The sequence below is a fragment of the Nonomuraea sp. NPDC001684 genome (assembly GCF_053596515.1).
This window is the reverse complement of sequence record NZ_JBSFGJ010000011.1, coordinates 20,952-46,368: the sequence shown is the minus strand read 5'-3', so window position 1 is coordinate 46,368 and position 25,417 is coordinate 20,952. Positions and strand designations below refer to the sequence as shown.

At 71.4% G+C, this 25,417-nt stretch carries 31 protein-coding genes; 15 read left to right on the top strand and 16 right to left on the bottom strand.

Features of this window, described 5'->3' with window-relative positions:
* Position 1: 1 nt before the first annotated feature.
* From ACWCSD_RS04370 to ACWCSD_RS04355, 4 genes are all read right to left on the bottom strand, one after another.
* The gene (locus tag ACWCSD_RS04370; RefSeq protein WP_387679623.1) at positions 2-523 is read right to left on the bottom strand and encodes an EF-hand domain-containing protein; all 522 of its coding nucleotides are present in this window, start codon (positions 521-523) and stop codon (positions 2-4) included.
* 97 nt (positions 524-620) lie between these two features.
* Positions 621-1,067: a hypothetical protein gene (locus tag ACWCSD_RS04365; protein WP_449913025.1), complete on the bottom strand. Its 447-nt coding sequence runs from the start codon at positions 1,065-1,067 to the stop codon at positions 621-623.
* Positions 1,064-2,446, bottom strand: coding sequence for an ATP-binding protein (locus ACWCSD_RS04360; protein ID WP_449913024.1), 1,383 nt, complete (start codon positions 2,444-2,446; stop codon positions 1,064-1,066). Before ACWCSD_RS04360 ends, ACWCSD_RS04365 begins: the two co-directional genes overlap by 4 nt.
* Positions 2,443-3,117 (bottom strand): response regulator, encoded by a 675-nt coding sequence (locus ACWCSD_RS04355; protein ID WP_449913022.1) that lies wholly within the window; start codon positions 3,115-3,117, stop codon positions 2,443-2,445. The genes ACWCSD_RS04360 and ACWCSD_RS04355 overlap by 4 nt, the downstream gene beginning before the upstream one ends.
* 138 nt (positions 3,118-3,255) lie before the next feature.
* On the opposite strand from ACWCSD_RS04355, the gene ACWCSD_RS04350 reads away from it, so the two are divergent.
* From ACWCSD_RS04350 to ACWCSD_RS04340, 3 genes are all read left to right on the top strand, one after another.
* Positions 3,256-3,759, top strand: coding sequence for a hypothetical protein (locus tag ACWCSD_RS04350; protein WP_449913021.1), 504 nt, complete (start codon positions 3,256-3,258; stop codon positions 3,757-3,759).
* A 172-nt stretch (positions 3,760-3,931) separates the two neighbouring features.
* Positions 3,932-4,267, top strand: coding sequence for a hypothetical protein (locus ACWCSD_RS04345; RefSeq protein ID WP_397154249.1), 336 nt, complete (start codon positions 3,932-3,934; stop codon positions 4,265-4,267).
* Positions 4,268-4,277: 10 nt separating this feature from the next.
* Positions 4,278-5,084 (top strand): inositol monophosphatase family protein, encoded by an 807-nt coding sequence (locus ACWCSD_RS04340; protein ID WP_449913020.1) that lies wholly within the window; start codon positions 4,278-4,280, stop codon positions 5,082-5,084.
* 25 nt (positions 5,085-5,109) lie between these two features.
* Here ACWCSD_RS04340 and ACWCSD_RS04335 read toward each other — a convergent pair whose 3' ends face one another.
* From ACWCSD_RS04335 to ACWCSD_RS04325, 3 genes are all read right to left on the bottom strand, one after another.
* The gene (locus tag ACWCSD_RS04335) at positions 5,110-5,574 is read right to left on the bottom strand and encodes an HIT family protein (RefSeq protein ID WP_449913018.1); all 465 of its coding nucleotides are present in this window, start codon (positions 5,572-5,574) and stop codon (positions 5,110-5,112) included.
* 109 nt (positions 5,575-5,683) lie between these two features.
* On the bottom strand, positions 5,684-6,295 hold the full coding sequence (locus tag ACWCSD_RS04330) for a hypothetical protein (RefSeq protein ID WP_449913017.1): 612 nt from the start codon (positions 6,293-6,295) through the stop codon (positions 5,684-5,686).
* 70 nt (positions 6,296-6,365) lie between these two features.
* Entirely contained in the window at positions 6,366-7,412 is a 1,047-nt protein-coding gene (locus ACWCSD_RS04325) for a trypsin-like serine peptidase (RefSeq protein WP_449913015.1), read from the bottom strand.
* Between the two features lie 174 nt (positions 7,413-7,586).
* Between ACWCSD_RS04325 and ACWCSD_RS04320 the strand changes: the two genes are divergently transcribed.
* A complete protein-coding gene (locus ACWCSD_RS04320) occupies positions 7,587-7,718 on the top strand; it encodes a hypothetical protein (protein ID WP_387679639.1) in 132 nt (43 codons plus the stop codon).
* A 5-nt stretch (positions 7,719-7,723) separates the two neighbouring features.
* Here the strand turns inward: ACWCSD_RS04320 and ACWCSD_RS04315 are convergent, their stop codons facing one another.
* Complete coding sequence (locus ACWCSD_RS04315) at positions 7,724-8,482, bottom strand: NAD(P)H-binding protein (RefSeq protein WP_397154257.1); 759 nt, start codon at positions 8,480-8,482, stop codon at positions 7,724-7,726.
* A gap of 166 nt (positions 8,483-8,648) precedes the next feature.
* On the opposite strand from ACWCSD_RS04315, the gene ACWCSD_RS04310 reads away from it, so the two are divergent.
* Positions 8,649-9,536 carry a maleylpyruvate isomerase N-terminal domain-containing protein gene (locus ACWCSD_RS04310; protein ID WP_449913013.1) on the top strand — a complete coding sequence of 296 codons (888 nt, stop codon included), beginning with the start codon at positions 8,649-8,651 and terminating at the stop codon, positions 9,534-9,536.
* Between the two features lie 41 nt (positions 9,537-9,577).
* The gene (locus ACWCSD_RS04305; protein WP_352327393.1) at positions 9,578-9,805 is read left to right on the top strand and encodes a hypothetical protein; all 228 of its coding nucleotides are present in this window, start codon (positions 9,578-9,580) and stop codon (positions 9,803-9,805) included.
* Between the two features lie 156 nt (positions 9,806-9,961).
* Here ACWCSD_RS04305 and ACWCSD_RS04300 read toward each other — a convergent pair whose 3' ends face one another.
* The gene (locus ACWCSD_RS04300; protein WP_352355665.1) at positions 9,962-11,761 is read right to left on the bottom strand and encodes an alkyl/aryl-sulfatase; all 1,800 of its coding nucleotides are present in this window, start codon (positions 11,759-11,761) and stop codon (positions 9,962-9,964) included.
* Positions 11,762-11,921: 160 nt separating this feature from the next.
* Between ACWCSD_RS04300 and ACWCSD_RS04295 the strand changes: the two genes are divergently transcribed.
* The 5 genes from ACWCSD_RS04295 to ACWCSD_RS04275 all read left to right on the top strand — a co-directional run bounded on the left by ACWCSD_RS04295 (position 11,922) and on the right by ACWCSD_RS04275 (position 15,500).
* Positions 11,922-12,548 carry an HAD family hydrolase gene (locus tag ACWCSD_RS04295; RefSeq protein WP_449913012.1) on the top strand — a complete coding sequence of 209 codons (627 nt, stop codon included), beginning with the start codon at positions 11,922-11,924 and terminating at the stop codon, positions 12,546-12,548.
* The gene (locus ACWCSD_RS04290; protein WP_397154263.1) at positions 12,545-13,003 is read left to right on the top strand and encodes a GNAT family N-acetyltransferase; all 459 of its coding nucleotides are present in this window, start codon (positions 12,545-12,547) and stop codon (positions 13,001-13,003) included. The genes ACWCSD_RS04295 and ACWCSD_RS04290 overlap by 4 nt, the downstream gene beginning before the upstream one ends.
* Positions 13,004-13,021: 18 nt before the next feature.
* Positions 13,022-13,960: a ribose-phosphate diphosphokinase gene (locus tag ACWCSD_RS04285; RefSeq protein ID WP_387679652.1), complete on the top strand. Its 939-nt coding sequence runs from the start codon at positions 13,022-13,024 to the stop codon at positions 13,958-13,960.
* A 54-nt stretch (positions 13,961-14,014) separates the two neighbouring features.
* Positions 14,015-14,761: a nucleotidyltransferase domain-containing protein gene (locus ACWCSD_RS04280; protein ID WP_449913009.1), complete on the top strand. Its 747-nt coding sequence runs from the start codon at positions 14,015-14,017 to the stop codon at positions 14,759-14,761.
* 100 nt (positions 14,762-14,861) lie between these two features.
* On the top strand, positions 14,862-15,500 hold the full coding sequence (locus tag ACWCSD_RS04275) for a maleylpyruvate isomerase N-terminal domain-containing protein (RefSeq protein ID WP_449913007.1): 639 nt from the start codon (positions 14,862-14,864) through the stop codon (positions 15,498-15,500).
* A 13-nt stretch (positions 15,501-15,513) separates the two neighbouring features.
* On the opposite strand, the gene ACWCSD_RS04270 is transcribed toward ACWCSD_RS04275, so the two are convergent.
* A complete protein-coding gene (locus ACWCSD_RS04270) occupies positions 15,514-16,083 on the bottom strand; it encodes a TetR/AcrR family transcriptional regulator (RefSeq protein WP_449913005.1) in 570 nt (189 codons plus the stop codon).
* A gap of 73 nt (positions 16,084-16,156) precedes the next feature.
* Between ACWCSD_RS04270 and ACWCSD_RS04265 the strand changes: the two genes are divergently transcribed.
* On the top strand, positions 16,157-17,332 hold the full coding sequence (locus tag ACWCSD_RS04265) for an FAD-dependent monooxygenase (protein WP_397154271.1): 1,176 nt from the start codon (positions 16,157-16,159) through the stop codon (positions 17,330-17,332).
* 60 nt (positions 17,333-17,392) lie between these two features.
* The gene (locus ACWCSD_RS04260; protein WP_449913004.1) at positions 17,393-18,217 is read left to right on the top strand and encodes an NmrA family NAD(P)-binding protein; all 825 of its coding nucleotides are present in this window, start codon (positions 17,393-17,395) and stop codon (positions 18,215-18,217) included.
* Between the two features lies 1 nt (position 18,218).
* Here the strand turns inward: ACWCSD_RS04260 and ACWCSD_RS04255 are convergent, their stop codons facing one another.
* From ACWCSD_RS04255 to ACWCSD_RS04235, 5 genes are read right to left on the bottom strand one after another with little or no spacing between them, the layout of a single operon-like run.
* Positions 18,219-19,223 (bottom strand): ABC transporter ATP-binding protein, encoded by a 1,005-nt coding sequence (locus ACWCSD_RS04255; RefSeq protein ID WP_358289613.1) that lies wholly within the window; start codon positions 19,221-19,223, stop codon positions 18,219-18,221.
* Positions 19,220-20,200 (bottom strand): ABC transporter ATP-binding protein, encoded by a 981-nt coding sequence (locus tag ACWCSD_RS04250; protein WP_387679670.1) that lies wholly within the window; start codon positions 20,198-20,200, stop codon positions 19,220-19,222. Before ACWCSD_RS04250 ends, ACWCSD_RS04255 begins: the two co-directional genes overlap by 4 nt.
* Complete coding sequence (locus ACWCSD_RS04245; RefSeq protein ID WP_397154276.1) at positions 20,197-21,078, bottom strand: ABC transporter permease; 882 nt, start codon at positions 21,076-21,078, stop codon at positions 20,197-20,199. Before ACWCSD_RS04245 ends, ACWCSD_RS04250 begins: the two co-directional genes overlap by 4 nt.
* Positions 21,075-22,130, bottom strand: coding sequence for an ABC transporter permease (locus ACWCSD_RS04240; RefSeq protein WP_449913002.1), 1,056 nt, complete (start codon positions 22,128-22,130; stop codon positions 21,075-21,077). The genes ACWCSD_RS04245 and ACWCSD_RS04240 overlap by 4 nt, the downstream gene beginning before the upstream one ends.
* Positions 22,127-23,947 (bottom strand): ABC transporter substrate-binding protein, encoded by a 1,821-nt coding sequence (locus ACWCSD_RS04235; RefSeq protein ID WP_449913001.1) that lies wholly within the window; start codon positions 23,945-23,947, stop codon positions 22,127-22,129. Before ACWCSD_RS04235 ends, ACWCSD_RS04240 begins: the two co-directional genes overlap by 4 nt.
* Positions 23,948-24,093: 146 nt before the next feature.
* Between ACWCSD_RS04235 and ACWCSD_RS04230 the strand changes: the two genes are divergently transcribed.
* Positions 24,094-24,444 carry a ribosomal maturation YjgA family protein gene (locus tag ACWCSD_RS04230; protein ID WP_387679680.1) on the top strand — a complete coding sequence of 117 codons (351 nt, stop codon included), beginning with the start codon at positions 24,094-24,096 and terminating at the stop codon, positions 24,442-24,444.
* Between the two features lie 4 nt (positions 24,445-24,448).
* On the opposite strand, the gene ACWCSD_RS04225 is transcribed toward ACWCSD_RS04230, so the two are convergent.
* Entirely contained in the window at positions 24,449-24,709 is a 261-nt protein-coding gene (locus tag ACWCSD_RS04225; RefSeq protein WP_352325934.1) for a heavy-metal-associated domain-containing protein, read from the bottom strand.
* A 110-nt stretch (positions 24,710-24,819) separates the two neighbouring features.
* On the opposite strand from ACWCSD_RS04225, the gene ACWCSD_RS04220 reads away from it, so the two are divergent.
* Positions 24,820-25,365 carry a type 1 glutamine amidotransferase domain-containing protein gene (locus ACWCSD_RS04220; RefSeq protein WP_397154283.1) on the top strand — a complete coding sequence of 182 codons (546 nt, stop codon included), beginning with the start codon at positions 24,820-24,822 and terminating at the stop codon, positions 25,363-25,365.
* The last annotated feature ends 52 nt before the right edge of the window (positions 25,366-25,417 follow it).

Sequence of the window (25,417 nt, the reverse complement as noted above, 5' to 3'; positions counted from 1 at the left end):
GTCATTCGGGCGGCGCGCCGAACACGTACGAGCCGGGGGCGTCCGGGTCGTCGCCGGCCCAGAACTCGGTCCAGTGGAGGCGGAACTCCTCGCGCGAGAGGTGGCCGTCGCCGTCCAGGTCGAGGCGGGGGAAGATGTCGTCGGTCGCCGAGGGGGCGCCGTTCCACGTCTCGATCAGCGCGCCGTACTCCGCACGGGAGATGAGGCCGTCGCCGTTGAGGTCGATGGCCTCGAACATCGCGTCGGCGGTGCCGGTGACCGCGTCGGTCATGTCGCCGAGCACGTCGACCACGCTGAGCACCTGGTCGAGGGAGACGCCGGCGTCGCCGCCCGAGGCGGCCCTGAGCACCGGCCACCAGCCGGTCATGACGGAGGTCAGCCGCTCCGGGCCGGCCGGCCCGGCGAGGGCCGACCAGCGGTGGGCGAGCGCCTGGAAGTCGGCCTGGGTCAGCCGGCCGTCGCCGTCGACGTCCATCGCCCGGAAGACTCCGCCGACCTTCTTGCGCTGGAACTCGCTGGCCACATCTGCCTCCACTCTTCGGGGAGACTCAATGCTGTCGAGTGATCACTTTTCGTGACCATAGTCGTTTGAGTGACTAATCCGTTACGTAGTGTGGAGGTCAGGTGAAGTCGGCGCAGCGGGCCTGCCCCTTGCCCGGCACGGTCACCCGTACGTCGTCCACCTCCACGCCGCGCTCGGCGGCGGTGGCGGCGGCGATCGTGCAGACGAGCTGCCCGGTCGCCATCCGCGGCAGCCGGGATGTCGAGGCCCCCAGGACGAACGCGTCGCCGGTCACCCGGACGGCCAGGCTCTTCGGCAGGCTGGTGCCGAAGGCGCGCTCGCGTTCCTGCGCGGTGGGGCCGCCGGTCAGCAGCACGACGGTTTCGGCGGCCGGCAGCGGGCCCTCGGGGCGGGTGACGGGCGCGAGCCGGCCATGCCGCACGAAGTACAGGGCGGTGCCCTGGACGAAGCCGCGGGGCGCCTCTCCGGCGCGGATCACGTCGGTGGGGCCGACTCCGCAGGCCGTGCAGGCGGTCAGGATCAGGGCGAGCGGCCAGGCTCTCACGGACGGTTCCTCGGCAGGGTGAGGGTGAAGACGGCGCCAGGACCGGGGGCGACGGTGAGGTCGCCGCCGTGCAGCAGGGCGTTCTCGCGGGCGATGGCCAGGCCGAGGCCGCTGCCTTCGGAGCGGGCGCGCGCGACGTCGGCCTTGTAGAAGCGCTCGAAGACGTGCGGGAGCACGTCGGTGGGCAGGCCGGGCCCCTGGTCGGAGACCTCGACGGCGACCGCCCGGCCGGTGGCGCGCACCCGGACGGCGACGGGCGGCGCGCCGTGCCGCAGCGCGTTGCCGACGAGGTTGGCGACGATGACGTCCAGGCGGCGCGGGTCGAGGGGAACCCGGACGTCCGGGGACGGCAGGTCCGCGATGACGTCGGAACTCCAGCCGCGGGACCGCAGGCAGGCCGCGACGGCGGCGCCGACGTCCACGTCGTTGAGGTTGAGCGCGGCGGCTCCGGCGTCGAAGCGGGAGATCTCCATCAGGTCGTCGACGAGCGCGCTGAGCCGGGCGACCTCGGCGGTGATCAGCCTGGCGGCGGTTCCGGCGTCGGCGTCCAGCCGGGCGGCGCCCGCTTCGAGGACGTCGGTGACGGCGGTGGCGGCGGCCAGCGGCGTGCGCAGCTCGTGGGAGACGTCCGCGACGAACCGCCGTGACCTGGCCTCCATCTCGCGCAGCTCGCCGACCGAACGTTCCAGCGCGGCGGCCGTCTCGTTGAAGCGTCCGGCCAGCCGGGCCAGCTCGTCGCCGCCGTGGACGGGCAGGCGGGTCTCCAGCCGTCCCTCGCCCAGCTGCCGGGCCGCCCGGTCCAGGTCGGCGACCGGCCGCAGGACGCCGCGCGCGGCCAGCAGCCCGGCCAGCACCGCCAGCAGCACGACGGGCACGGCCGCCGCCTGCGCGGCGCGCAGCACGGCCGTCTCGTCGGAGGCGGCCTGCCCGAGCGACTCGACGAGGTAGACGCTGATCCCCGACGGCGTGCCGCCGGCGCGGAGCATGACCCTGCTGCCGGCCACGAGGTACGGCACGCCGTCGCGCTGCACCCGCTGCCAGGCCAGCTCCGGCCACCGCAGGACGGTCGCGCGCAGCTCGGCGGTGACGCGGGCGTCGCCCGGCACGGCGCCGTCCCTGACGACGTAGACCTTGCGGTCGCCGATCTCCAGGCCCTCGGCCAGCAGGGCCAGTTCCTCGTCGCCGGCGGGCAGCGCCACGTCGCGGGACAGCAGCAGCACCCGGTTCCTGAAGTCCTTCAGCGACCGGTCCTGCGCCCCGGCCAGCAGGTTGGTGCGCGCCTTGTAGTACGTCAGCCCCGCGGCCCCCACCGCGCTCAGCCCGCCCACCAGCACGAACGTGATCACCAGCCGGACCCGCAACCCCCGCAGCCAGTTCATGCCGGCCCGAAGCGGTAGCCGAATCCGCGCACGGTCTGCACGTACCTCGGCTCGGCGGGCACGTCCTCGATCTTGGACCGCAGCCGCTGCACGCAGGCGTCCACCAGCCGCGAGTCGCCCAGGTAGTCGTGCTCCCACACCGACTCCAGCAACTGCTGCCTGTTGAAGACCTGGCCCGGCGTGGCCGACAGGTGCAGCAGCAGCCGCAACTCCATCGGCGGCAGCGCGACCTGCCGGCCGTTCCTGCTCACGGTGAGGGAGGAGCGGTCCACGCACAACCCGCCGTACCTCTCCACGGGTGAGGGCACACCGTCCGTACGGCGCAGCACCGCCCTGATCCGGGCCTCCAGGACCTGCGGGCGCACCGGCTTGACCACGTAGTCGTCCGCGCCCGCCTCCAGCCCGCCGACCACGTCGAAGTCGTCGCCCCGCGCGCTCAGCATCACGATCGAGGTGGACGTGGTCGCACGGATGCGACGGCACACCTCGAACCCGTCGATGCCGGGCAGCATGAGGTCGAGCACCACCACGTCGGGGGCGAAGCGGGCCAGCCGGTCCAGCCCCTCCTCCCCGGACGCCGCCGATCGCACCTCGTGGTCCCGGCCCTTGAGGGCGAGCGTCAGAGCGTCCCTGACGTGGGGATCGTCCTCGATCAGCAAGACACGGGCCATGCGTTCCAGTATCGGCGGCCTGGCATGCCGGTTTGTGCGCCTTCGGAAGCTATTACACGTTCATGACATGGAGCGGACGGGCTCCTCACAACGGCGGGCCACGGTGTTGACCGCCAGCCGAATCCATTGGAGGAAACCGTGTTGATCAGCAAGCGGCGTCTCGCCGTCCTGGTCGCCCTGCCCGTCCTCGCCCTGAGCGCGGCGTGCGGGACGCAGAGCCTCGCCAGCTCGTCCAGCCCCGCGCCCGACTCCGGCAAACCGACCTGGCACGAGACCGCGGTGAAGTTCGCCGGATGCATGCGGGAGAACGGGATCGACATCCCGGACCCGGTCAAGGGGCAGGACCTCGACACCAGCGCCGTCACCAAGGTCACCCAGGCCAAGCTCGACGCCGCCATGAAGGCGTGCAAGGAGTGGGACTCGGCGCTGCTCGGCGGCTCCGAACCGGCCACGCCGGAGGAGGACGCCAAGTTCGCCGCGTGGGCGCAGTGTCTGCGCAAGGGCGGCGTCTGGCAGCCCGTCACCAAGGGTGAGGAGATGCCGGCCGGGTTCGAGCAGGTCAAGCCCGGCTCGGCCGCCGAGAAGCAGGTCTTCGAGGGCTGCGACCTGCTCCGGCCGCCCGCCCCGTACGAGGAGAACTAGCCCCCGCACCCCCGCCGGGCCATGCCCTTCCCTCTGCGGTCGCTCTGCTGGATGGGGGGAGGGTCGGCGGGACTCCGGCCGGTCGCGGCTCCTGGCGTCAGGAGCCGTGGCCGGCCGTTCACGACCCGGCCGGGCCCGGCGTCCGGCCGGTCACGGGGGCTAGGCTGGGCGCATGGGTCATGCGAAGACGTCGTTCGTCTGCCTGCCGTGCCGGGCCTCGTACAAGCAGCCCTACCCGCTGCCCGGCGACCGGGGCCGGTCGTGCCCGCGGTGCGGCGAGCCGCTGATCCACGTGGGCTCCGCCTTCGCGGCTCCCCGGCGGCGCGACACCGCGGCCTGGCGGGTGCTGTCGCTGCTGCTGCACGCGGGCGTCGGCTTCCACAAGAGTTGTTGCGGCGGGCCCGGCTACCGGCCGCGCACGCTCGGCGCGGCCCGCGCGCGGATGGCGCACGCGCGGGCCACCGGAGAGCCGTTCGCCAAGGCCCTGACGCGTCCCGAACTGCCCTAGGACGGCCCGCATGACCATCGACGTCCGGACGCTGCTGCCCGTCGCCGAGCGGGCCGCGTCGATCGCCGGCGAGATCATCACGACCCGGGCGCCCGGCGTCGTCACCGCCAAGGGCGACCGCGACATGGCCACCGAGGTCGATTACGCCGTCGAGCACGCCGTACGCGAGTTCCTCTCGAAGGAGACGCCCGAGCTGGGCTTCCTCGGCGAGGAGGAGGGCGCGAGCCGGCCGGGCCAGGGCCTGACCTGGGTGCTCGACCCCGTGGACGGCACGGCCAACTTCCTGCACGGCATCCCGCTGTGCGGGGTCTCCCTGGGCCTGGTCGACGGGGACGTGCCGCTGCTCGGCGTCGTCGGCCTGCCGTTCCTCGGCGTCCGCTACTCGGCCGCCCAAGGCGCCGGGGCGACGGCCAACGGCTCGCCCGTCCAGGTCAGCGGCGCCGCGGAACTTCAGGACGCCGTCGTCGCCCTGGGCGACTACGCGGTGGGCGCGGACGCGGCGGAACGCAACCGTCCCCGCTTCGCCCTGACCCAGGAACTGGCCGCGCGAGTCCAGCGCGTCAGGATGCTCGGCTCAGCGGCGATCGACCTCGTGTGGGTGGCCGACGGCAAGGTCGACGCGAGCGTCATGCTCAGCAACAACCCGTGGGACACCGCGGCGGGCGTCGTCATCGCCCGCGAGGCCGGAGCCCTGGTGGTCGACCTCGACGGCAGCCCCCACGACATGGCCTCCCGGGCGACCATCGCGACGAGCCCCGCCCTGGCCCCCGAGCTCCTGAAGCTCCTCACCGCCGCCCTTCCGCACGCCTGGGAATAGGTCTGGCCGGTCCCGGGGCCCCGCTTCAGCCGCCGGCGCTGCCCTGAGCCCCGTGGGCCGCGTACAGCACACCGAGTCGCCGGTCGATCTCCGCACGCACCGGGTCGTGCCGCGGGCCGAGGGCGAATCGCCGGTCGGTCCAGCTGTCGGGCGGATACAGCCACACCGGCCGGCCGGCCAGGTGGTCCGGTTCCCACTCGTACCGCGGCCAGACGTGAGCGTGCAGGAACGGGTCGGTGTTGCCGAGGATCTCCAGGTTGACCCGCCGGAACGCCGGGTCCAGCGCGCCGCAGGCCCGCTCGACCGCCTCGCCGAGCAGCTCCATGTCCGACAGGAAGGCCATCCGCCTGGCCCGGGGCAGGTCGGACAGCCGCTGCACGCCGGGCTCGTCCGTCAGGAGAACCGAGTATCCCGGCAGGAACTGCGTGTCACCGATCACGGCGAAGCCGGCGTCCAGCCGCCTGAGCACCGTGGGGTTCCGGCCCGCCAACGCACTGCCGACCCTGTCCCCCCGCCAGTCACCACCCACGGCCCCCGACCCTACACACAAGCCCCCGCAACTCACCGGCGAGCAGGACGGCGTCCCCGGCCCGTCGTACTCAGGACAGTTCGCCGACCAGGGCGACGACATGCCCTCCATCGACGGCGCACCACCAGACCGGCCCGCGGTCCGGCCCTCCGACGTGCAGCCCACGATCGTGCACGGGACAGACGGGCCACACCGTCCAGGTGAGTTCCATGACGGTCTCCTGGACCGCCTCGGCGAGAGACAGCAGCGCTGTCTGTGCGTCGCTGCCCGCTTCCGGCGGGATCCCGTTGCCGTGGTAGGAACCCTCGAACTCCACCTGCGCGTCGTGACGGCCGCGCGACGGGTCGGTGATCAGGCGCAGCGGGCCGGTGATCCCGCCTGCTCGGACGTCGCGTTCCACGATCTTCAGCGCCTGCTCCAGCGTCGCCCACAGCTGGGGATCGAGGGTGAAGCCCGGCCGGAAGTCGATGTCGTCGAGAAGGCCCTCCCCCAGACGGGCCAGGTCGGCACCGTTCAGCCGGGCAGCGGAGGACTCCAGGAGCTCCCGCGTGGTCGCAGTGCTCAGGCCCCATTCCTCCAGCAGGGAGGCCAGTTCGAGGACGGTCCGGGCGTCGAGGCCGCCGTCCCGCAGAGCCACGTGGACGCGGCTCGCCAGCTCGTGGGCTTGCTCTTCAGGATGCACATCGCAGTATCCCGCAGCCCGCTTTCGCCGCCACCGGGCCCCGCGGATCGGCAGGGCCCGGGCGTTTCTCCTACGGCAGGATGATGGAGCCGCTCCACTGGGTGACCGCGTCGGAGTAGACCTCGCGCAGTTCGCCGTCGAAGTACGGCGAGAAGCTCTTGTCGTAGCGCAGGTCGCCGTCGGTGTCGGCGACGCTGATGGTGATCGCGTTGAGGTGGCCCACGCGCCTGGTCTTGTCGTAGCGCAGCAGCCAGGACGAGCCGAGGGAGCCCTCACCGGGGAACGGGGAATCGACGGCGGCGAGTTCCTCGGCCTTCAGGCTGGGCGCCTGGGCGGCGGACGTGCGTCCCGAGAAGGTTTCCAGGGTGTCGCCCGGCTGCGGGTGGGAGCCGTCCGGGTGGACGCCGGCCGGGAAGCCGAAGACGTCCACCGAGGAGTCGAGCGGCTGGTTCCAGGCCAGGCCCTGTCCGCCGACCTGGTCGACCAGCCTGCCGGTGTCGGTCAGCTCGCCCGTGGGAGAGGAGGTGACGCCGTTGTAGACGGTGACGAAGGCGTAGTCGCGGTCGTAGTCGCCGTACGCGGGGAAGTCGAAGTGGGTGAAGAGCTGCTTTCCGACGTAGAGGCCGGACGGAGCGGCGCCGGCGGAGTATCCGGGGACGAAGACCCACTTGCCGAGCCCCCCGCCGTACTGCTGTTCGTAGGCGCAGTGGCCGGCGGTGGCCACGACGTTGCGGTACTGCGACTGCACGGCGGTGCCGGTGCACCAGTGCGGCAGGCCGTCGGCGCCGACGAAGAACACCTTGCCCGAGCTGACGGGCCCCTTGCCGGCGCTTCCCGCACCGTCGGGCGGGAGCACGGGCGGGACGGTGCCGGGCTTGCCGTCGGCAACGGCCGAACCGCTGAGAATGACCTTGTCGATGTCGGTCTGGACGGCGTAGGGGGTGGCGTTCGCCAGGTTGGCGCCGCCGTTGCCCAGCCAGAACGCGGCCACCTCGACAGCGGACGTCTGCGTGACCGTCAACGGGTAGCTCGCCGTGGCGACCGATCCGGCGGCGGGCGCGGCCATGAGGCCGGAAACCAGGAGGCCGGTGGCCAACACGCCCAGCGTTGTCTTCATCTGGCCCTCTCCACTCTGCTCGGGGGGTAACGGCTTTTCGAACATACGATCGCCGCCGAGGGCTGACGCTACCCCGCCGAACTCAAGATGATCAACACTTTTAACAGCCGGCTGTCAACACGGGCCCCGCGCACGAGCGCTTGGCGGGCCGGCGGCGATCGATAGCATCGCCGGATGGAGGATGATCTGCCGTCTCAGCACTTTTCCGACGCGAGCATGGCCATCGGTGTCGGAGTCGTCGTGTTCCTGATTCTGCTGCCCACCATCGTCTGGATCGCCGTGGTGATGTCGCGCAGTCGCAGGTAGGGCGGTCAGAGGGTGGCGTGGAGGTGGGAGAGCATCGTGCGGGCGGGGTGGCCGAGGATGTTCTCCAGGTCGGGGGTCTGTCTCTCCAGGGCGCCGGCGCGGATCCGGGCGTTCAGCCAGGCCATCGGGCCGGGGGCGGCGTCGGGGACCTCGCGGTAGGGCACGCCCAGCGCCCGCGCCACCTCCGGGTGGGTCCACAGCGGCCCGGTGAAGTCGTAGGCGCGGCCCTCGTGGCCGTCGCCGGTCAGCACGTTGGCCGCCGCCTCGGCCAGGTCGGACCGGAACGCGGTGTTCAGGCCGCGCCCTCCGCCGCTCCCGGTCAGCTCACCGCCCGAGACCCGGGGGACGAACGCGTCGCTGTAGAACGGGTGGCGCAGGATCGTGCACGGCAGGCCGCTGCGCAGGAGGGCCTGCTCGGTGGCGTGGTGGGCCTCGGTCATGCCGGTGGCGACGGTGTCGGCGTCCAGGAAGCTGGTGTAGACGACGGCGCCGACGCCCACGTCCGCGGCGGCCGCGAGGGCGGCCAGGTGGTGGCCGATCCGGCGGCCGGGGTCGAGCTCCGGCGAGGAGATCAGGAGCAGGCGGGCGGCGCCCTCGAACGCCGTGCGCAGGCTCGCCGGATCGTCGTAGTCGCCCCGCCGCACCGGGACGCCCTCGGGCGCGCGGGCGGGATCGCGCACGGCGGCGACGACGTCCGCCCTGGTGCGCAGCCGGTCGATGACGAGACGGCCGAGCGCGCCCGACGCCGCCGAGATAACGATCATGAGGCTCCCTCTGATCAGGATGGGTGCTGAAAGTGAACTGCCACCGCGTCCTGCGACGCCACCGCTTTTCGCCCGGGACGGTCCCACGACGGCCCCAGAGGAGCATTTCCGGAGAAGACCGCCCAGGTCACCCGGGTTAGCGTGATCGTGGACCTCTGGAGAGAACATGGACGAGCTCATCACGTACGGCAAATGGGCCTCGGTGCGCGGCTCGCTCAAGGCGGCCACCGACCGGTTCGCGAAGCTGGTCTCCATCGTCGATCCCCACGCCATGGCGACCCGGGAGTGGACCGTCGCCGAGACCGCGGCCCACGTCACCGCGATCGCCTCGCTCTACACCTGCGTGGTGCGCGGCGACGTGACCACGCCCTTCCCGGAGCTCGCCGAGCCGATACTCGGCGCGAACGTCGACACGGTGAGCGCCCTGAACGAGCTGGCGTTCGAGCACTTCCCCGAGCGGGACCCGGTCGCCCTGGCCGAGCGGCTGCGCGGCGACGTCCGGGAGATCCTGCGCGCCGGCGCGGAGGCCGATCCGGCGACGCCGGTCCCGTGGCTGGGCGACGCGCGGGTGCCCGTCGCGGGCGTGCTGGCCCACCTGCTGAACGAGCTGCTGCTGCACGGCTGGGACATCGCCCGCGCGACCCGTACCCCCTGGTCGGTGCCCGCGCGGGACGCCGGGCTGTTCTTCGACCTGTTCCTCATCGGGATGATCAGGAACGACTACGGACGCCTGATGGACACCGGGACGCCCGCCCCGCCCCGGCGGATCACCGTCGGGTTCCACTCCGCGCACACCGCGCCGGCGGCGCTGGCGCTGGACCGCGGGCGGGTGTCGGTGGCCGAGATGGGGCCGCAGGTGGACGCGCACGTGCGGTTCGACCCGGCGGCGCTGAACCTGTTGCTGTTCGGCCGGATGTCCAGGGCGCGGGCCGCGCTCACGGGCAAGGTGGCGGTCTGGGGGCGGCGTCCGTGGCTGCTGCCGGCCTTCCTGCGGTTCGTACGGCTGCCCACGACGACGGTCCCGCGCTCACGCGCCGAGTCCATACAGGTGTGAACGCCACAAAGTATTCACCCGGTGGGCGCATACTGGAGGAGATGAAGCGAGCCAGCGGCGATTCTCGTCGTCACCTGCCCACAAGTCCCTTCAAACCGCCGCCTCCGGCGCCACCCGCGGAGCAGTTCGACATGCACGACCGGGTGAGCCACGACCGATTCGGCCTCGGTGTCGTCATCGGTGTGGAGGACGACGTCGCCGTACTGGTCGACTTCGGATCCCGGCAGGAACGGATCACGACGCCGTTCAACAAGCTGTACAAACTCTGAGAGCCGGTCCGCGACGCCCGTGTGCCCCGAGGGCCGCATGGGCGGGACCGACGCGCGGCGTGCCCGGCTGAGGGCGCCGGGGTTCAGTGACTCACGGGGACAGACGCTCGTGGGTCGATGGCGCGCGGAGTGGAGTCGCGGAGTGGAGTCGGCGGCTCAGGGGGTGACGATGGCGAAGTCGCGGGCCGGTGAGTCGAGCACGGCGACCAGCCGCTGCAGCGCCGTGATGTCGCCCTCCCGCTCCACCCCCTCCACGCCCTTGCCGGCCAGCAGGCCGAGCAGCTGGGCCCTGGTGAGGCGGAGCGTGAGGTCCACGGGCTCCTCCGGCGGGTTCAGCCGCTGGACGAGCACGCCGTTGGACAGCGTGGTGCGGTACAGCTCCCCCAGGTCCGTCAGGTGCCAGTCGATCGACAGGCTCTCGTGCCAGGCCTTGGGGCCGTCCACGCGGATGGCGAGGGAGTCGAAGATCTGCTCCACGGTCAGGGCCGCGAGCAGGTCGGGCGAGGTGGTGGTGACGCGGGTGGGGGCGATGCCGTCGGTCAGCTCCATGGCCCCCGTCAGGTACGAGTTGCGCCACGTCCCGTTCTCCGCGCCCTGGCCGAGCCGGGTGTAGACCTCGGCCAGCAGGTCCCTGGCCGCCTTGTTGCCCTCGTCGGCGAAGACGGCGTGGTTGAGCAGCTGGACGGCGAAGCGCAGGTCGTTCTCCTCGATGTAGCGGCGGGCGAAGGCCACGACGGCCGCGCCGCCGCCCATGCACTCGACGTACCGGATCGCGCTCTCCCTGGGCGGGTGCTCCCACAGGTGGGCGGGGTTGCCGTCGTACCAGCCGAGGTAGCGCTGGTAGACGGCCTTGACGTTGTGGCTGACCGAGCCGTAGTAGCCGTGGGTGTGCCAGACCTGTTCCAGCGCGGGCGGCACCCGCATCTGCTCGGCGATCTCGGCGCCGGTCAGTCCCTTGTTGAGCAGGCGCAGGGTCTGGTCGTGCAGGTAGGCGTACAGGTCTCGCTGTTCCTGGAGGAACCGGACGATGTTGCTCTTTCCCCAGGTCGGCCAGTGGTGGGAGGCGAAGGCGACCTCGGCCCGGTCGGCGAGCAGCGTGAGGGTCTCCGACAGATAGCGGGCCCAGACGCGGGCGTCGCGCACCTGGGCGCCGCGCAGCGTGAGGATGTTGTGCAGGTTGTGGGTGGCGTTCTCGGCCAGGCACAGGGCGTCGCGGTCGGGGAAGAGGAAGTTCATCTCGGCGGGGGCCTCGGTGCCGGGGGTGAGCTGGAAGACGATCCGCACCCCGTCCACGATCTCCTCCTGGCCGGTGCGGCTGACGTCCACGGTGGGCGGGATGAGGGACGTGGTGCCGGTCGAGGACGTCATGCCGAGACCGCAGCCGATCTGGCCGTCCGGGGCGTGCGGCAGGGCCAGGCCGAACATGTAGCCGGCGCGGCGGTTCATGGCGGGGCCGGCGTAGACGTTCTCGGAGACCGCGTGGTCCATGAAGCCGGCGGGGGCCAGGATCGGCACGTTGCCGTCGGTGACGCCGCGCACGCCGCCGAAGTGGTCGACGTGGCTGTGGGTGTAGACGACGCCGGTGACCGGCCGGTCGCCGCGGTGGCGGCGGTAGAGCGCGAGCGCGGCGGCGGCGCACTCGGTGGAGACCAGCGGGTCGATGACGATGACGCCGACGTCGCCCTCGACCAGGGTCATGTTCGACAGGTCCAGGCCGCGTACCTGGTAGATGCCGTCGGCGACCTCGTACAGGCCCTGTTTGGCGCAGAGCTGGCTCTGCCGCCACAGGCTGGGATGAGCGGTTTCGGGGCATTCGGCGTTGAGAAAGGCGTAGGAGTCGTTGTCCCAGACGACCTCGCCGCTTCTCGACTTGACCACGGCGGGGGTCAACTTCGCGATGAAGCCGCGATCGGCGTCCTCGAAGTCGCCCGTGTCATGAAATGGAAGGTCTGCCATGTCTGCTCGCATGCCCCTGAATGGACGCTCGTAGCTCAACAACCAGCCCCAATAGCATGAAACTCGGGCAATAAGGACAGGGAGCGGCGGCGTAGCGACTCGGACGGTGTGATTGGGTGGTTCCAGGCTGATCTCATCGGGGGTGGTCATGGAAGCGTGCGTGTTCGACCTCGACGGCGTGCTCGTCGACTCCGAACCCGTCTGGGAGCAGGTGCGGCGCGCCTTCGTCGCCGACCACGGCGGCACCTGGCAGCCCGACACGCAGTCCAGGCTGATGGGCATGAGCACCGGCGAGTGGGCGGCCTACCTGCACGAGCTGGGGGTGCGCCTGACGCCCGACGAGATCGCCGAGGGCGTGGTCGACCAGATGGCCGAGCGCTACCAGGACGGCGTGCCGCTGCTGCCGGGCGCCCGCGAGGCCGTGCGCCGGCTGGCCGGGCACTTCACCCTCGGCCTGGCCAGCTCGTCGCCGCGGCGGCTGATCGACGTGGTGCTGGACGCGGCCGAGCTGCGCGAGTACTTCGTGACGACGGTCTCCACGGAGGAGGTCGCGCGCGGCAAGCCCGCCCCCGACGGCTACCTTGAGGCCGCCCGGCGGCTGGAGATCTACCCGAAGGACTGCGTGGCGGTCGAGGACTCCAGCAACGGGCTGCGTTCGGCGCACGCGGCCGGCATGCGGGTGATCGCCGTGCCGCATCCCGGCTACCCGCCCGACGACGACGCCCTCGCTCTCGCCTGGCAGGTCCTGCCCGACCTCGACGCGCTCACGATCGAGGCGCTGACGTGACGACCGGCGGCATGGGCGTCCGCCTCCGGACGCCGGCCGACCTGGACGCCTGCGCCGACGCCCTGGCCCTGGTGCACGCCGCCGACCGCTACCCCGTCGACTGGCCGGCCGACCCGCAGGGCTGGCTGACTCCGGGCGACCTCCTGCGCGCCTGGGTGGCGGTCGAGGAGGGCCAGGTGCTCGGCCACGTGGGCCTGGCCGGCACCGACGAGGGCCCGCAGGTCACCCGGCTCTTCGTGGTGCCCGCCGCCCGGGGCCGCGGGCTGGCTCCCGTGCTGCTGGACACCGTGCGGAAGGCCGCAGGAACGCCCGTCGTCCTGGAGGTCTCCGACGAGGGCCGGGCGGCCGTCGCGCTCTACGAGCGGCTGGGCTGGCGCCGCGTCGGCAGCACCCGCGCTCGATGGCTCAACGCCGCGGGCGAACCCGCCCTGCTCCACCACTACGTGAGCCCGTGAGGCTATCCTTTGGGAATCGTGCGAGACATCACGGTTTTCAGTGGCAGCGCCCACCCCGAGCTGGCCGAGGAGATCTGCTCCCATCTCGGAACCCCGCTCCACCCCGTCAAGGTCGCCCGCTTCGCCAACGACGCGCTTGAGGTGCAGCTCCAGGCCAACTGCCGCGAGCGCGACGTGTTCCTCATCCAGCCCCTGGTACCGCCGACGCAGGAGAACCTGGTCGAGCTGCTGCTCATGATCGACGCGGCGCGCGGCGCGTCCGCGGCCAGGACGACCGTGGTGCTGCCGCATTACGCCTACGCCAGATCAGACAAGAAGGACGCGCCACGCATCTCCATCGGCGCGCGCCTGGTCGCCGACCTGATGGTGGCCGCGGGCGCGAACCGGGTGCTGGCCATGACGCTGCACTCGCCGCAGGTGCACGGCTTCTTCAGCGTGCCGGTCGACCACCTGCACGCGCTGCGCGAGCTGGCCGCGCACTTCCGCCGCCACGACCTGTCGAACGCCGTCGTCGTCTCCCCCGACCTGGGCAACGCCAAGGAGGCCGCGCACTTCGCCCGGCTGCTCGGCACGGGCGTCGCGATGGGCGCCAAGCAGCGCTTCGCCGACGACCGCGTGGTGATCAGCTCGGTCATCGGCGAGGTCGCCGGCAAGGACGTGATCATCCTGGACGACGAGATCGCCAAGGGCAGCACGGTCATCGAGCTGCTGGGCCGGCTGCGTGAGCAGGGCGTCAACTCCGTCCGGGTGGCGTGCACGCACGGGCTGTTCGCGGGCGGGGCGATCGAGCGGCTGAGCGCGTTCCCCGAGGTCATGGAGATCGTCTGCACGAACACCGTGCCGCCGCCCAAGCCGAGTGACAAGCTGACCGTGTTGTCGATCGCGCCGGCACTGGCCGAGGCCATGCGCCGGATCCACGACGGCGAGTCGGTGAGCGCTCTGTTCAGCACGTCCTGACGGCCCGCCCCGGTGATCTTCCGGGACGGCCGGGAATGGATCATAGTGGACATCATGCATGCGGCCACAGACGTCCTGCTCCGGCGGTTCCGAGACGGCGTGGGCGAGATCGTGCCCCTGGTGTCACTGTGGGCGCACGGCTCGCTGGGCGCCGGCGACTACCAGCCGGGGCGCAGCGACCTCGACCTGATCGCGGTGGTCGAGACACCGGTCACGATGGAGCAGTGGCGCCGGATCAAGGGGCTGCACCGCGGGCTCGACCTGCCGCTCGCCGACCTCCTCCACTGCTCCTACCTGCCGCTGGAGGAGCTGGCGGACCCGCGGGTCGAGCACGTGACGTGGGCCCACGAGGAGATCTTCCGCCGTCCGGTGACGGCGGTGACCCGCCGCGAGCTGCACACGGCCCCGCTCGTGCTGCACGGGCCGCCGCCCGCCGAACTCCTGCCGGCCGTATCCGACGCCGTGCTGGCCGACTTCGTCCGTACGGACCTGCGCGAGTTCTGGCTGGACAAGACCCGAGGGCGGCGGCGCTGGCTGCGGGACGTCTGGGTGGACCTCGGCCTGCTGACCGTCGCCAGAGCCTCGGTCACGCTGCGGGAGGGCCGGTTGATCACCAAGCGGGAGGCCCTGGACGTGCTGGCCGGGATGGGCGCGCCGGAGGCCGTCCTGGCCGACGTGCGCGCCCGCCGGTACGGCACGCCGCGCCCGGTGCTGAGCCGCTTCAGAAGGGGCAGGCTGACCCGCGCCTTCGTCCGGTCGGCCATCGGGAAGGTGCTGGCGGAGGGCCCCGGCGAGAGCTGAGCCCGCCCCCGTCTCAGTGGGCAGGACGGCGGCCCTCCGCGGATCGCCGAGGGATAGTCTTGGCCCCGAGTTACCACCTGAACCGGGGAAAGGGCGGCATATGGGGGAGATCAGGCAGTCCTATCTGGTGGCCGCGGCGTCGGCGATGTCGCTGCTGCGTGACCCGGCCGTGCGGGCGGCGTGGGACAAGCCCAGCGCGCTGACCGAGTTCAGCGTCGCGGGCCTGGCCGGGCACCTGGCCCACCAGATCGTCCGGGTCGTCGACGTGCTCGACTCCGGCGAGCAGCCCGGGGCGCCGATCCCGCTCATCGAGCACTACACGAGGTCGCCGTGGGTGCAGGCCGGCCTCGACCACGAGAGCAACGTCAGCGTCCGGGTGGGCGGCCAGGCGGCCGCCGCGGACGGGCACGCCGCGCTCGTCGAGCGCACGCAGGCGCTGCTGGACCGGCTGCTGGCCGAGCTGCCCGCCGAGCCGGCGGACCGGGTCGTGCGGCTGCCGTGGACCGGCTGGTCGCTGCGGCTCGACGACTTCCTGCTCACCAGGGTGATGGAGCTGGTCGTGCACTCCGACGACCTGGCCGCCAGCGTGGGCGTCGAGACGCCGGAGCTGCCGCCGTCGATCAACGAGCCGGTCGTGGAGCTGCTGGCCCGCCTGGCGGTGCACCGGCACGGCGCGACCGCCGTCATCCGCACCCTCAGCAGGGCCGAACGCGCCCCCGCCACGATAAGCGCCTTCTAGCCCCCAGCCCGTTTCACGCCCCGACCACCAGGCGCAGGGCCTCGGCCACCTCGCGCCCGGACAACGCGCTGTCCGGGTCGAGCAGCCACTGCGCCAGGAACCCCGTCAGCATGGCCTGGTAGAGCGAGCCCACCAGCCGGGCCCGTTCGGGGTCCGTCTCCGCCCGCACGTCCTGGAACAGCTCGGCGAGCCCCAGCCGCGCGCCGTTGATCGCCGGGACGAGCTGCTCGCGCAGCTCCGGCACGTGATCGATCTGCCCGAGCAGCTCAAGCTGGGTGATCCAGAGCGGCCGCAGCCGGTCGAACGACTCCACCACCCGGTCCCACGCCGCCTCGAAGCGCTCCAGCGGTGAGGCGCCCTCCTCGGCGTCGGCGACGAGCGTCCGCGCCAGGTCGTCGCCCCATTCCTGCATCACCTCGAACAGCGCCTCGTTCATCAGCGCGTCCTTGGACTTGAAGTGGTAGCCGATGCCCGCGAGGCTCACGCCCGACGCGGTCGCGATGTCGCGCGCGGTGGTACGCGAGTAGCCCTTCTCGATCAGGCAACGCTTCGCCCCGGCCAGCAGGTCTTCCCTGTTTCCCATGCCCAGACGTTAACACGAACGTCTGAAAACATCGTCCTAGACAAGCGTCTGAGACGGATGTACTGTTCTCGGCATGAAGAACGTCCTGATCTCCGGCGCGAGCATCGCCGGCACCTCGCTGGCCTACTGGCTGCGCCGCCACGGCTGCACCGTCACCGTCGTCGAGCGCGCTCCGGCCGTCCGCACCGGCGGCTACAAGGTCGACATCCGCGGCGCCGCCCTCGACGTGATCGAGCGCATGGGCCTGCTGGACGCGGTCACCGCCCGCAGCACCGGCATGCGCGTCGCCACCCACTACGACCGCAAGGGCCGCCGGGTGGCCACCATGGACGCCGACCTGTTCGGCGGGCGCGCGGGCGACGACGTCGAGATCATGCGCGGCGACCTCAACGAGCTCCTGTACGACCTCACCCGCGACGACGCCGAATACCTCTTCGGCGACTCCGTCACCGCCGTCTCCGACGACGGCCTGGTCACCTTCGAGCATGCCGCGCCCCGCCGGTTCGACCTGATCGTCGGCGCGGACGGCATGCGCTCCAACATCCGCAGGATCGTGTTCGGACAGGACGCCCAGTTCGTCCGCGACCTGGGCTACTACGTCTCGATCTCCACCGTCCCCAACACCCTGGGCCTGGACCGCGAGGAGGCCGTGCACGCCGCCCCCGGCCGCACCGCCAACGTCTACAGCACCCGCCAGGACGACGCCGCCAAGGCGCTGTTCATGTGGGCCTCCCAGCCGCTGTCCTACGACCACCGCGACACCGCCCGCCAGAAGGACCTGCTGGCCGAGGCCATGGCGGGGGTCGAGTGGGAGGTGCCGGCGCTGCTCGGCGCGGTGCGCGACGCCGACGACTTCTACTTCGACTCGGTCAGCCAGGTGCACATGGACAGCTGGTCGAAGGGCCGGGTCGTGCTGCTCGGGGACGCCGCCTACTGCGCCTCGCCGGCCTCCGGACAGGGCACGAGCCTGGCGATCGTGGGCGCGTACGTGCTGGCGGGCGAGCTGGCCGGGGGCGGCGGCGCGGCGGGCTACGAGCGGGAGATGCGGGAGTTCGTCCGGGTCAACCAGGAGCTGGGCCCGGTGAACGTCAGGGGCATGGTGATGGGCTCACGGCTGGCGCTGTGGTTCCAGCTCAGGATGCTCAGGCTGCTGCCGTACCTGCCGGGCAAGGAGAAGGTCGTCGAGCGGATCGCCGGGGCGATCCACCGGGCGGCCGTGGCGATCCGGCTCAAGAACTACTCGGAATGAAGTGTTCCGTTCTGCTACAGTAAGAGCAGAACGTTCCGTTCCGAAAGAAGTGGGGTTCACATGACCATCCTCGTCACCGGTGCCACCGGGACCGTCGGCCGCCTCGTCGTCGAGGAGCTCCTCCAGGCCGGCCAGAAGGTCCGCGCACTGACCAGGAACCCCGCCAAGGCCGCCCTTCCCGAGGGCGTCGAGGTCGTCGGCGGCGATCTCGCCGAACCGGCCTCCCTGGCCGCCGCCTTCGAGGGCGTCACCGGGGCGCACTTCATCAACTTCGCCGGCGACGACTACGCCCCGCTGCCCGACGGCGCCGGGCTCGCCGAGCTGGCCGTCAAGGCGGGCGTGCGCCGGGTCACCGTGCTCGGCGGCCGCGAGGACGGCGAGCTGGAGCAGGCGCTCGCCGCCACCGACCTGGAGTGGACGCTGCTCCACCCGGTCGAGTTCATGGCCAACACGCTCCAGTGGTGGGCGCACACGATCAGGACGGAAGGCGTCATCAAGGAGCCGTTCGGCGACCGGCTGAGCGCCCTGGTGCACGAGCGGGACATCGCCGCGGTGGCCGCGAAGGTCCTGACCGAGGGCGGCCACGGCGGCCGGACGTACGTGCTGACCGGCCCCCGCGCGATCACCCTGCGGGAGAAGGTCGCCGTCCTGGCCGAGGCCGTCGGCAGGGACGTCGGCTTCGTCGAGCTCACCGTGGACGAGGCGCGGGCCAAGTGGCGCGCCGACGGCATGGGCGAGCAGACCATCGAGTTCCTGGTCGGCGCGCTGGGCAACACGCCGGAGGTCGGCTACACGGTCGTCCCGACCGTCCGGGAGATCACCGGCCGGGACGCGCGTGACTTCGCCGAGTGGGCGCGCGAGCACGCCGACGCGTTCCGCGGGTGAGCTACCCGGTGACCGCCGCGTAGTGGCAGGCGGCCTGGGCGTCGGGGACCGCGGGCAGGATGCTCAGCGCCTGCGACCGGCAGGCCGCGTCCACGCCCGCCTCCGCCGCGCGGCCGGAGGCCAGCACGTGGCAGCGGGGATGGAACCGGCAGCCACCCGGCACCCTGGTCGGGTCCGGCGGCTCGCCGGACAGCACGATCCGCTCGGGCGACTCCGGCAACACCGACATCAGCGCCTGCGTGTACGGATGCCGCGGCGCCGTCAGCACCTGCTCCACCGGCCCCGACTCGACGATCCGCCCCAGGTACATGACCGCGACCCGGTCGGCGATGTTCCAGGCCAGGCCAAGGTCATGGGTGACGACCAGGGCCGACAGGCCGAGGTCGGTCTTGAGCTTGAGCATCAGCGCCAGGATCTCGCCGCGCACGGAGGCGTCGAGCGAGGCCACGGGCTCGTCGGCGATCAGCACCTTCGGGTCGAGGGCGAGCGCGCCGGCGATCACGACGCGCTGCCGCTGTCCGCCGGACAGCTCGTGCGGGTAGCGCAGGAAGAACCGCTCGGGCGGTCGCAGCCCGGCCCTGGACAGGGCCGAGGCCACGATCTCCTCCTCGTCGGGCAGGCCGTGGATGCGCGGCCCCTCGGCGACCGCCTCGTAGACGGTCTGGCGGGGGTTGAGCGAGCCCATCGGGTCCTGCAGGACGAGCTGGACCTGGCGGCGGTAGGACCGGAGCGCCTTGGAGCCGTAGTTCAGCGCGTTGCCGTCGTAGCGGACCTCGCCGGACGTGGGGCGTTCGAGGCCGAGCAGCGTGCGGGCCAGCGTGGTCTTGCCGCAGCCCGACTCGCCGACCAAGGCCACGATCTCGCCCTGGCCGATCGCCAGGTTGACGCCGTCGACGGCGCGGGCGCTGCGGCCCCGCGAGGAGAACGCGACGTGCAGGTCACGGGCCTCCAGCAGCGCGCCCTTGCCCGTCGAGACGGTCTCGGCCGCGGTCTGCGTCTCGGTCATGAAGCCTCGACCTCCTCCTTGGAGCGTACGTGCACGCAGGCCGCGGCGTGGCGGGGACCGGCGGGCCACAGCTCGACGTCGAGGCCCGCGCATTCGTCCAGCGCGACCGGGCAGCGCGGGTGGAACGCGCAGCCGGTCGGGAGCTGCATCGGGTCCGGCGGGTCGCCGCCGAGCCCCTTGGGGGCCAGCCGCGAGACCGGGTCGCCCACGGTGGGGAACGCGGCCGCCAGCGCCCGGCTGTAGGGGTGGCGGGCGTCGTGGAACACCTCGCGGGACGGGCCGTGCTCGACCACCCGGCCGGCGTACATGACCGCGAGCTGGTCGCAGACGTCGGCCAGGACCGACAGGTCGTGCGAGATCATGATCAGGGAGATGCCGTGCTCGGCGATCAGCTCCTTGATCAGCGTCAGGACCTGCGCCTGGACCATCACGTCGAGCGCGGTGGTGGGCTCGTCGGCGATGATCAGGCGGGGCGAGCAGGCCAGCGCCATCGCGATCATCACGCGCTGCCGCTGTCCGCCGGACAGCTCGTGCGGGTAGCTGCGGGCCCGCCAGGCGGGCAGGCCGACCTGTTCGAGCAGCTCGCCGACGCGCTTGCGGGCGCCGTCCGGCTTGGCCAGGCCGTGCACGAGCAGCGGTTCGGCGATCTGCTCGCCGATCCGGCGCACGGGGTTGAGGCCGTGCTGCGCGCCCTGGAACACGATCGAGGCCTCGGCCCAGCGCACGGCCCGCATGCGTCCCCACTTCATGGTGAGGACGTCGTCGCCGTCGAGCAGGATCCGGCCGCCGACGCGCGTGCTCTTGGGCAGGAGCCTGAGCAGCGCCATGGCCAGCGTCGACTTGCCGGATCCCGACTCGCCGGCGACTCCGAGCGCCGCTCCGGGGTCGAGGGTCAGCGACACGCCGCGCACCGCGGGCACCTCGCCCGACGCGATGCGGTAGGTCACCGACAGGTCGTCCAGTTCGAGGAGACTCATGCCGCCCTCCTGAGCCTTGGGTTCAGCACGGCCTCCAGCGCCCGTCCGACGAGGGTGAACGCCATGACGACCACGAGGATGGCCAGACCGGGGAGGATGATGTACCACCACGCGCCCTCGTTGGCCGCGCCGTAGTCGTAGGAGCCGCGCAGCATGGTGCCCCACGACGTCTTGTTCGCGCTGGCGCCGAGGAAGGCCAGCGTGGACTCGGTGACGATCGCGCTGGCCACCTCCAGCGTCGTGCTGGCCAGCAGCAGCGGCGCCACGTTGGGCAGCACGTGCCGGGTGGTGATGTGCCAGTGGCCGCCGCCGAGCGCCTTGGAGCGTTCGATGTAGGGCCGGGCCTCGACGGCGAAGGTCTGCGCCCTGATCAGCCGGGCGGTGGACGGCCAGGTGGTGACCCCGATCGCCATGATGATGGTGAACGTGCTGCCGCCGAGGATGGCCGCCAGCACCAGCGCGGTCACCAGCGAGGGCAGCACCAGGAACCAGTCGGTGACCCGCATCAGCGCGCCGCCGAGCCAGCCGCCGAAGTGCCCGGCGGCGATGCCGATGACCATGCCGATCACGATGCTGAGCAGGGCGGCGAGGAAGCCGATGAGCAGCGAGGCGCGCGAGCCCCACCAGATCATCAGCAGGATCGACCGGCCCGACTCGTCGGTGCCGAAGGGGAAGTCCAGGCCAGGGGCTTGGAACTTCTCGCCCGGCGCGTCGATGACGCTCGTCACGCCCTCGTCGATGAACAGCGGCGCGACCAGCGCGAGCACCACGGCCACCAGCAGGACGACCATCCCGGCCACCCCGGCGCGGTGCCTGCGGAAGTCGGTCCAGAAGTTGGTCAGCGCCTGCCGCCTGCGCGTGGCAGCGACACTCGTCATGCCGACCTCACCCTCGGGTCGAGAACGTGGTAGAGCAGGTCGGCCAGCGTGTTCATGAGGATCACGGCCACAGTGATGAGCATGAACGTGCCCTGCATGAGCGTGAAGTCGGGGACCCGGACCGCCCGGTAGAACAGCTGCCCGAGGCCCGGCCAGGTGTAGATCGTCTCCACGGTGACCGCGCCGCCGACCACGAAGCCGATGCGCATGAAGACCAGCGTCACCGTGGGCAGCAGGGCGTTGGGCACCGCGTGGCGGCGGCGTACCTCGTCGTCGCGCAGGCCCTTGGCGCGGGCCACCGTGACGTAGTCCTGGCTGACCTCCTCCAGCAACGACGACCGCATGACCAGCAGGTACTGGGCGTAGATCACCGCCACCAGGGTCAGGCACGGCAGCACCATGTGCGAGGCCACGTCGAGCACGTAGGCGAACCCGTCGGGCGCGTCGACGCTCTCGATGCCGCGGAAGGGCAGGATGCCGGGGATCGGGCCGATGCCCACGCCCAGCACCATCATCAGCAGCAGGCCGAGCCAGAACGTCGGCACCGACCACAACACCAGCGACAGACCGGTGGAGAAGCGGTCGAACCGGCTCCCCCGCCGCCATCCGGCCCTGGTGCCCTGCCAGATGCCCAGGCTGACCGCGATGACCAGACCGGTCCCGGCCAGCAGCAGCGTCGGGCCGATGCGCTCGCCGATGAGGTCGAGCACCGGCCGCTTGTACTCGTACGACGTGCCCAGGTCGAGCCTGAGCGTCTTGCCGACGAAGTCGAAGAACTGATCGATCACCGGCTTGTCGAGACCGAGCCGGTGACGTTCCATGTCGAGCTGCGCCGGGGTCATGTTGCGGCCCTGCGCCAGGTTCCGCACCGGATCGCCGGGCAGCAGGCGGAAGACGAAGAACGTCCCGACGATCACCGCGGCGATGCTGAACAGCGCCCCGCCGACCTTCGACAACGCGTACTTCAGCGTGCCGCGGCGGGCGGGGCTGTCCTCACCAGGGCCCGCCGCCTGGACGGCGGCGGGCTCTGCTGCTTCGAGCGGTGTGGTCATTCGCGCTCGTCCGCGACGCTCTTGCGCCGCCTGGTCAGGAAGAAGGCCACGAGGCCGATGACGACCACGCCGCCGACCACGCCGACGATGAGACCGGTGTTGGAGCCGGAGTCGCCGCCCGCGCCGGAGCCGCCCGCCGCGGACGCCTTGACGTCGGCCGTGTAGAACGGCCAGTAGCCGCTGCCGCCGTACAGCAGGCCCTTGTCCTCGGGGATCGGGGTGATGCTGGTGATCCGGTCCTTGCGGTACCCCTCAAGGTCGTTGGGGTAGTAGATCGCGATGACGGGGGCGTCGGTGTAGAGCCGCTCCTCCATCTGCTTGATGAGCTCGGCGCGCTTGGGCCGGTCGAGCTCCTTGAGCTGCTCCTGGTAGAGCTTCTCGAAGGTCGGGTCGCAGTAGAACGACTCGGTGCCGCCGCCCTCGCCGCCCGGCGCCGGCCTGCGGCTGCACAGGTGGGTGGCCAGGATCTCCTCGGGGTCGGGGTTGACCGACCAGCCACTGATCGCGATGTCGAACAGCGCCGTGACGCCGGTCTCCTCGGTGAACTTGCTGGAGTCGAGCTTCTGGGTGGTCAGCGTGATGCCGATCTCCTTCCAGAAGCCGGTCAGGTACTCGGCGAGCTTGTCCTCGATCGGCGTGTCGGTGTGGATGCTGAAGCGGAACTCCAGCTTGCGCTTGCCGTCGGGCATCGTCCGGACGCCGTCGGCGCCCTTCTTGTAGCCGGCGTCGTCGAGGATCTTGTTCGCCTTGGCCACGTCGAAGGTGACCTTCTTCTCGCCCGTGGCCTCCCAGAAGAAGTCCTTGTACATGGGCGGGATGATCGAGCCGTCGGCGGGCTTGGCCAGGCCGCTCTGGACCTCGTCGACCAGCTTCTGCTTGTCGATGGCGAAGTGCAGCGCCTGGCGCACCTTCGGGTCCTTCAGCGCCGGGTGGCCGTCGCCGATGGGCTTGTTGTCGGTGGTCGTGGCGCCGTGGTTGATCTGCAGGTACGCGGCCCGGCGGCCCTGGGTGTTCCACGCCTCGATGTTCGGGTCGTTCTGGATGGCCTGGAACTCCGGCGGCGTCATGCGGCCGAGCAGGTCGATGTCGCCCTTCTTGAGCCCGGCGATGGCGGCCTGCGGGTTGTCATAGAAGATGAACTGGAGCTCGTCGATCTTCGGCTTGCCCCGCCAGTAGTTGGGGTTGGCCTGCAGCTTGACGTACTGGTCCTTCTTCTGCTCGACCGCGATGAACGGGCCGCTGCCCACGGTCGGGTACGTCTCCGCGTCGTAGTTGGCCATGTCGGTGACCTTCTCCCACACATGCTTGGGCATGATCGGGACCGGGTTCTCCAGCATGGACGCCTGCGGGGCCTTGGTCTTGATGACCAGGTCCTGGCCGTTGGCGGTGACGCTCTCGAAGTTCTCCACGGCGGGGCCGTTGGCCGTCTTGGCCGCCTCGTCCGTCATCATCTTGTTGAACGTCCAGGCGGCGTCCTCGGCCGTGACCGGCTGGCCGTCGGACCACTTGGTGTTACGGATCTTGAACGTCCAGGTGAGCCCGTCGTCGGACGTCGTCCACGACTCGGCGAGATCGGGGCTGGGCTGGAGCGTCTTGGAGTCAGGGACGGTGAGGAAGCCGTACATCGTGCGCTGGATCGCGGTGGAGACCAGCCGGACCGCCAGGAACGGGTTCATGGAGTCCATCGCCTGGGTGGCGCCGACGCGTAGGATCTTCTTCCCCGCCGCAGGTTCCTGGGCCTGGGCCGCCGTGGCGCCTTGGCCGGCCACTAACAGCGCGACGCCCAGCACAGCCAGGCGTGCGAACCATTTCCTCATGATGCCTCACCTTCAGGCGGGGGATTCCTGTGTAGATGAAGGCACACCATACGGAGACCGCGTGTCAACGAGTCGCGGAAAATTGTTTCATTCTCGTTTCCTTTTGCGGTGTAAATTTTCAGTAGGCTTGGCACTACCGTGATCGGGTGCCCCGCCTGCCCGTTCTCCTCGCCGCCGTCGCGACCGTCGTGGCCGGGCTCGGCGTCCGGGTGTTGTGGGACGGGCCCGTGCCCAAATACGCCGGTGACGCGCTCTACACCGTACTGATCTACGCGCTCGTCGTGCTGGCGCTGCCGCGGGTGCGGCCGTGGGTCGCCGCGACGGTGTCGGGCGGGCTGAGCTGGGCGATCGAGTTCGCCCAGCTCGGTGAGATCCCGGCAGTCCTGCGGCCGCTGCTGGGCAGCACCTTCAACCCGCCCGACCTGCTCTGGTACGCCGTCGGCGCGGCCGCCGCGTGCGCCGCGCACACCCTGTGGGCCCGGCGCCGATCCCCCTGAGGGGTCAGTGGCAGCCGCCCGAGCCGCAGCACGACCCGGCCTGCGGCAGCAGCTCGCGGCCGCCGCCCAGCTCGTAGCCGGCCTCGACGACGGCCGACTCGATGACGGCCTGGTCGATCGGCGCGCTGCTGGTCACGACCATCTCCTTGGCCGCGAGGTCGACCTCGACGGCCTGGACCCCGTCGACCTTGCCGACCTCGGCCCGCACCGAGCTGACGCAGTGGCCACAGGTCATGCCCTCGACCTGGTACGCGGTGATCACCATGCCCGAACTCCTCTTCTCTAGGCTTCGCGGCCCACTATATACCCCCCCAGGGTAGGGAGTGCATACTTCCCCGGTGTCCGGATAGGGGAGGCGAAAACGAAGGGACAGTCATGTCGAACGGCAAGACCATCGCGTTCCTGGTCGCTCCCGAAGGGGTCGAGCAGGTGGAGCTCACCGAGCCGTGGAAGGCGGTCAAGCAGGCGGGCGGCACGCCCAAGCTGGTCTCCACGTCCTCCGGGAAGATCCAGGCGTTCAACCATCTGGACAAGGCCGACACCTTCACCGTGGACGCCACGGTGGACGACGCCGACCCCGGCGACTTCGACGCCCTGCTGCTCCCCGGGGGCGTCGCCAACCCCGACTTCCTGCGCACGGTGCCGCAGGCGGTCCGGTTCGCGCGCGCCTTCTTCGACGCCGGCAAGCCGGTGGCCGCCATCTGCCACGCCCCCTGGACGCTGGTCGAGGCGGACGTCGTGCGCGGGCGTACGCTCACGTCCTGGCCGAGCCTGCAGACCGACCTGCGCAACGCCGGCGCGACCTGGAAGGACCAGGAGGTCGTGGTCTGCACGGACGGCCCGAACACCCTGGTCACCAGCCGCAAACCGGACGACCTCAAGGCCTTCTGCCAGGCCGCCACGGACGCCTTCTCGGCCTAGCCCGGCAAAACGACCCGAGGCCGGGCCCGCGGCCGCGTCGGCCCGGCCCGAG

Excerpts from the sequence above, each read along its gene's own strand:
- ACWCSD_RS04360 (WP_449913024.1), bottom strand. The coding sequence starts at position 2,446 with ATGAACTGGCTGCGGGGGTTGCGGGTCCGGCTGGTGATCACGTTCGTG.
- ACWCSD_RS04355 (WP_449913022.1), bottom strand. The coding sequence starts at position 3,117 with ATGGCCCGTGTCTTGCTGATCGAGGACGATCCCCACGTCAGGGACGCT.
- ACWCSD_RS04345 (WP_397154249.1), top strand. The coding sequence starts at position 3,932 with ATGGGTCATGCGAAGACGTCGTTCGTCTGCCTGCCGTGCCGGGCCTCG.
- ACWCSD_RS04340 (WP_449913020.1), top strand. The coding sequence starts at position 4,278 with ATGACCATCGACGTCCGGACGCTGCTGCCCGTCGCCGAGCGGGCCGCG.
- ACWCSD_RS04325 (WP_449913015.1), bottom strand. The coding sequence starts at position 7,412 with ATGAAGACAACGCTGGGCGTGTTGGCCACCGGCCTCCTGGTTTCCGGC.
- ACWCSD_RS04320 (WP_387679639.1), top strand. The coding sequence starts at position 7,587 with ATGGAGGATGATCTGCCGTCTCAGCACTTTTCCGACGCGAGCATGGCC.
- ACWCSD_RS04315 (WP_397154257.1), bottom strand. The coding sequence starts at position 8,482 with ATGATCGTTATCTCGGCGGCGTCGGGCGCGCTCGGCCGTCTCGTCATC.
- ACWCSD_RS04310 (WP_449913013.1), top strand. The coding sequence starts at position 8,649 with ATGGACGAGCTCATCACGTACGGCAAATGGGCCTCGGTGCGCGGCTCG.
- ACWCSD_RS04305 (WP_352327393.1), top strand. The coding sequence starts at position 9,578 with ATGAAGCGAGCCAGCGGCGATTCTCGTCGTCACCTGCCCACAAGTCCC.
- ACWCSD_RS04300 (WP_352355665.1), bottom strand. The coding sequence starts at position 11,761 with ATGGCAGACCTTCCATTTCATGACACGGGCGACTTCGAGGACGCCGAT.
- ACWCSD_RS04280 (WP_449913009.1), top strand. The coding sequence starts at position 14,015 with ATGCATGCGGCCACAGACGTCCTGCTCCGGCGGTTCCGAGACGGCGTG.
- ACWCSD_RS04275 (WP_449913007.1), top strand. The coding sequence starts at position 14,862 with ATGGGGGAGATCAGGCAGTCCTATCTGGTGGCCGCGGCGTCGGCGATG.
- ACWCSD_RS04270 (WP_449913005.1), bottom strand. The coding sequence starts at position 16,083 with ATGGGAAACAGGGAAGACCTGCTGGCCGGGGCGAAGCGTTGCCTGATC.
- ACWCSD_RS04265 (WP_397154271.1), top strand. The coding sequence starts at position 16,157 with ATGAAGAACGTCCTGATCTCCGGCGCGAGCATCGCCGGCACCTCGCTG.
- ACWCSD_RS04260 (WP_449913004.1), top strand. The coding sequence starts at position 17,393 with ATGACCATCCTCGTCACCGGTGCCACCGGGACCGTCGGCCGCCTCGTC.
- ACWCSD_RS04255 (WP_358289613.1), bottom strand. The coding sequence starts at position 19,223 with ATGACCGAGACGCAGACCGCGGCCGAGACCGTCTCGACGGGCAAGGGC.
- ACWCSD_RS04250 (WP_387679670.1), bottom strand. The coding sequence starts at position 20,200 with ATGAGTCTCCTCGAACTGGACGACCTGTCGGTGACCTACCGCATCGCG.
- ACWCSD_RS04245 (WP_397154276.1), bottom strand. The coding sequence starts at position 21,078 with ATGACGAGTGTCGCTGCCACGCGCAGGCGGCAGGCGCTGACCAACTTC.
- ACWCSD_RS04240 (WP_449913002.1), bottom strand. The coding sequence starts at position 22,130 with ATGACCACACCGCTCGAAGCAGCAGAGCCCGCCGCCGTCCAGGCGGCG.
- ACWCSD_RS04235 (WP_449913001.1), bottom strand. The coding sequence starts at position 23,947 with ATGAGGAAATGGTTCGCACGCCTGGCTGTGCTGGGCGTCGCGCTGTTA.
- ACWCSD_RS04225 (WP_352325934.1), bottom strand. The coding sequence starts at position 24,709 with ATGGTGATCACCGCGTACCAGGTCGAGGGCATGACCTGTGGCCACTGC.
- ACWCSD_RS04220 (WP_397154283.1), top strand. The coding sequence starts at position 24,820 with ATGTCGAACGGCAAGACCATCGCGTTCCTGGTCGCTCCCGAAGGGGTC.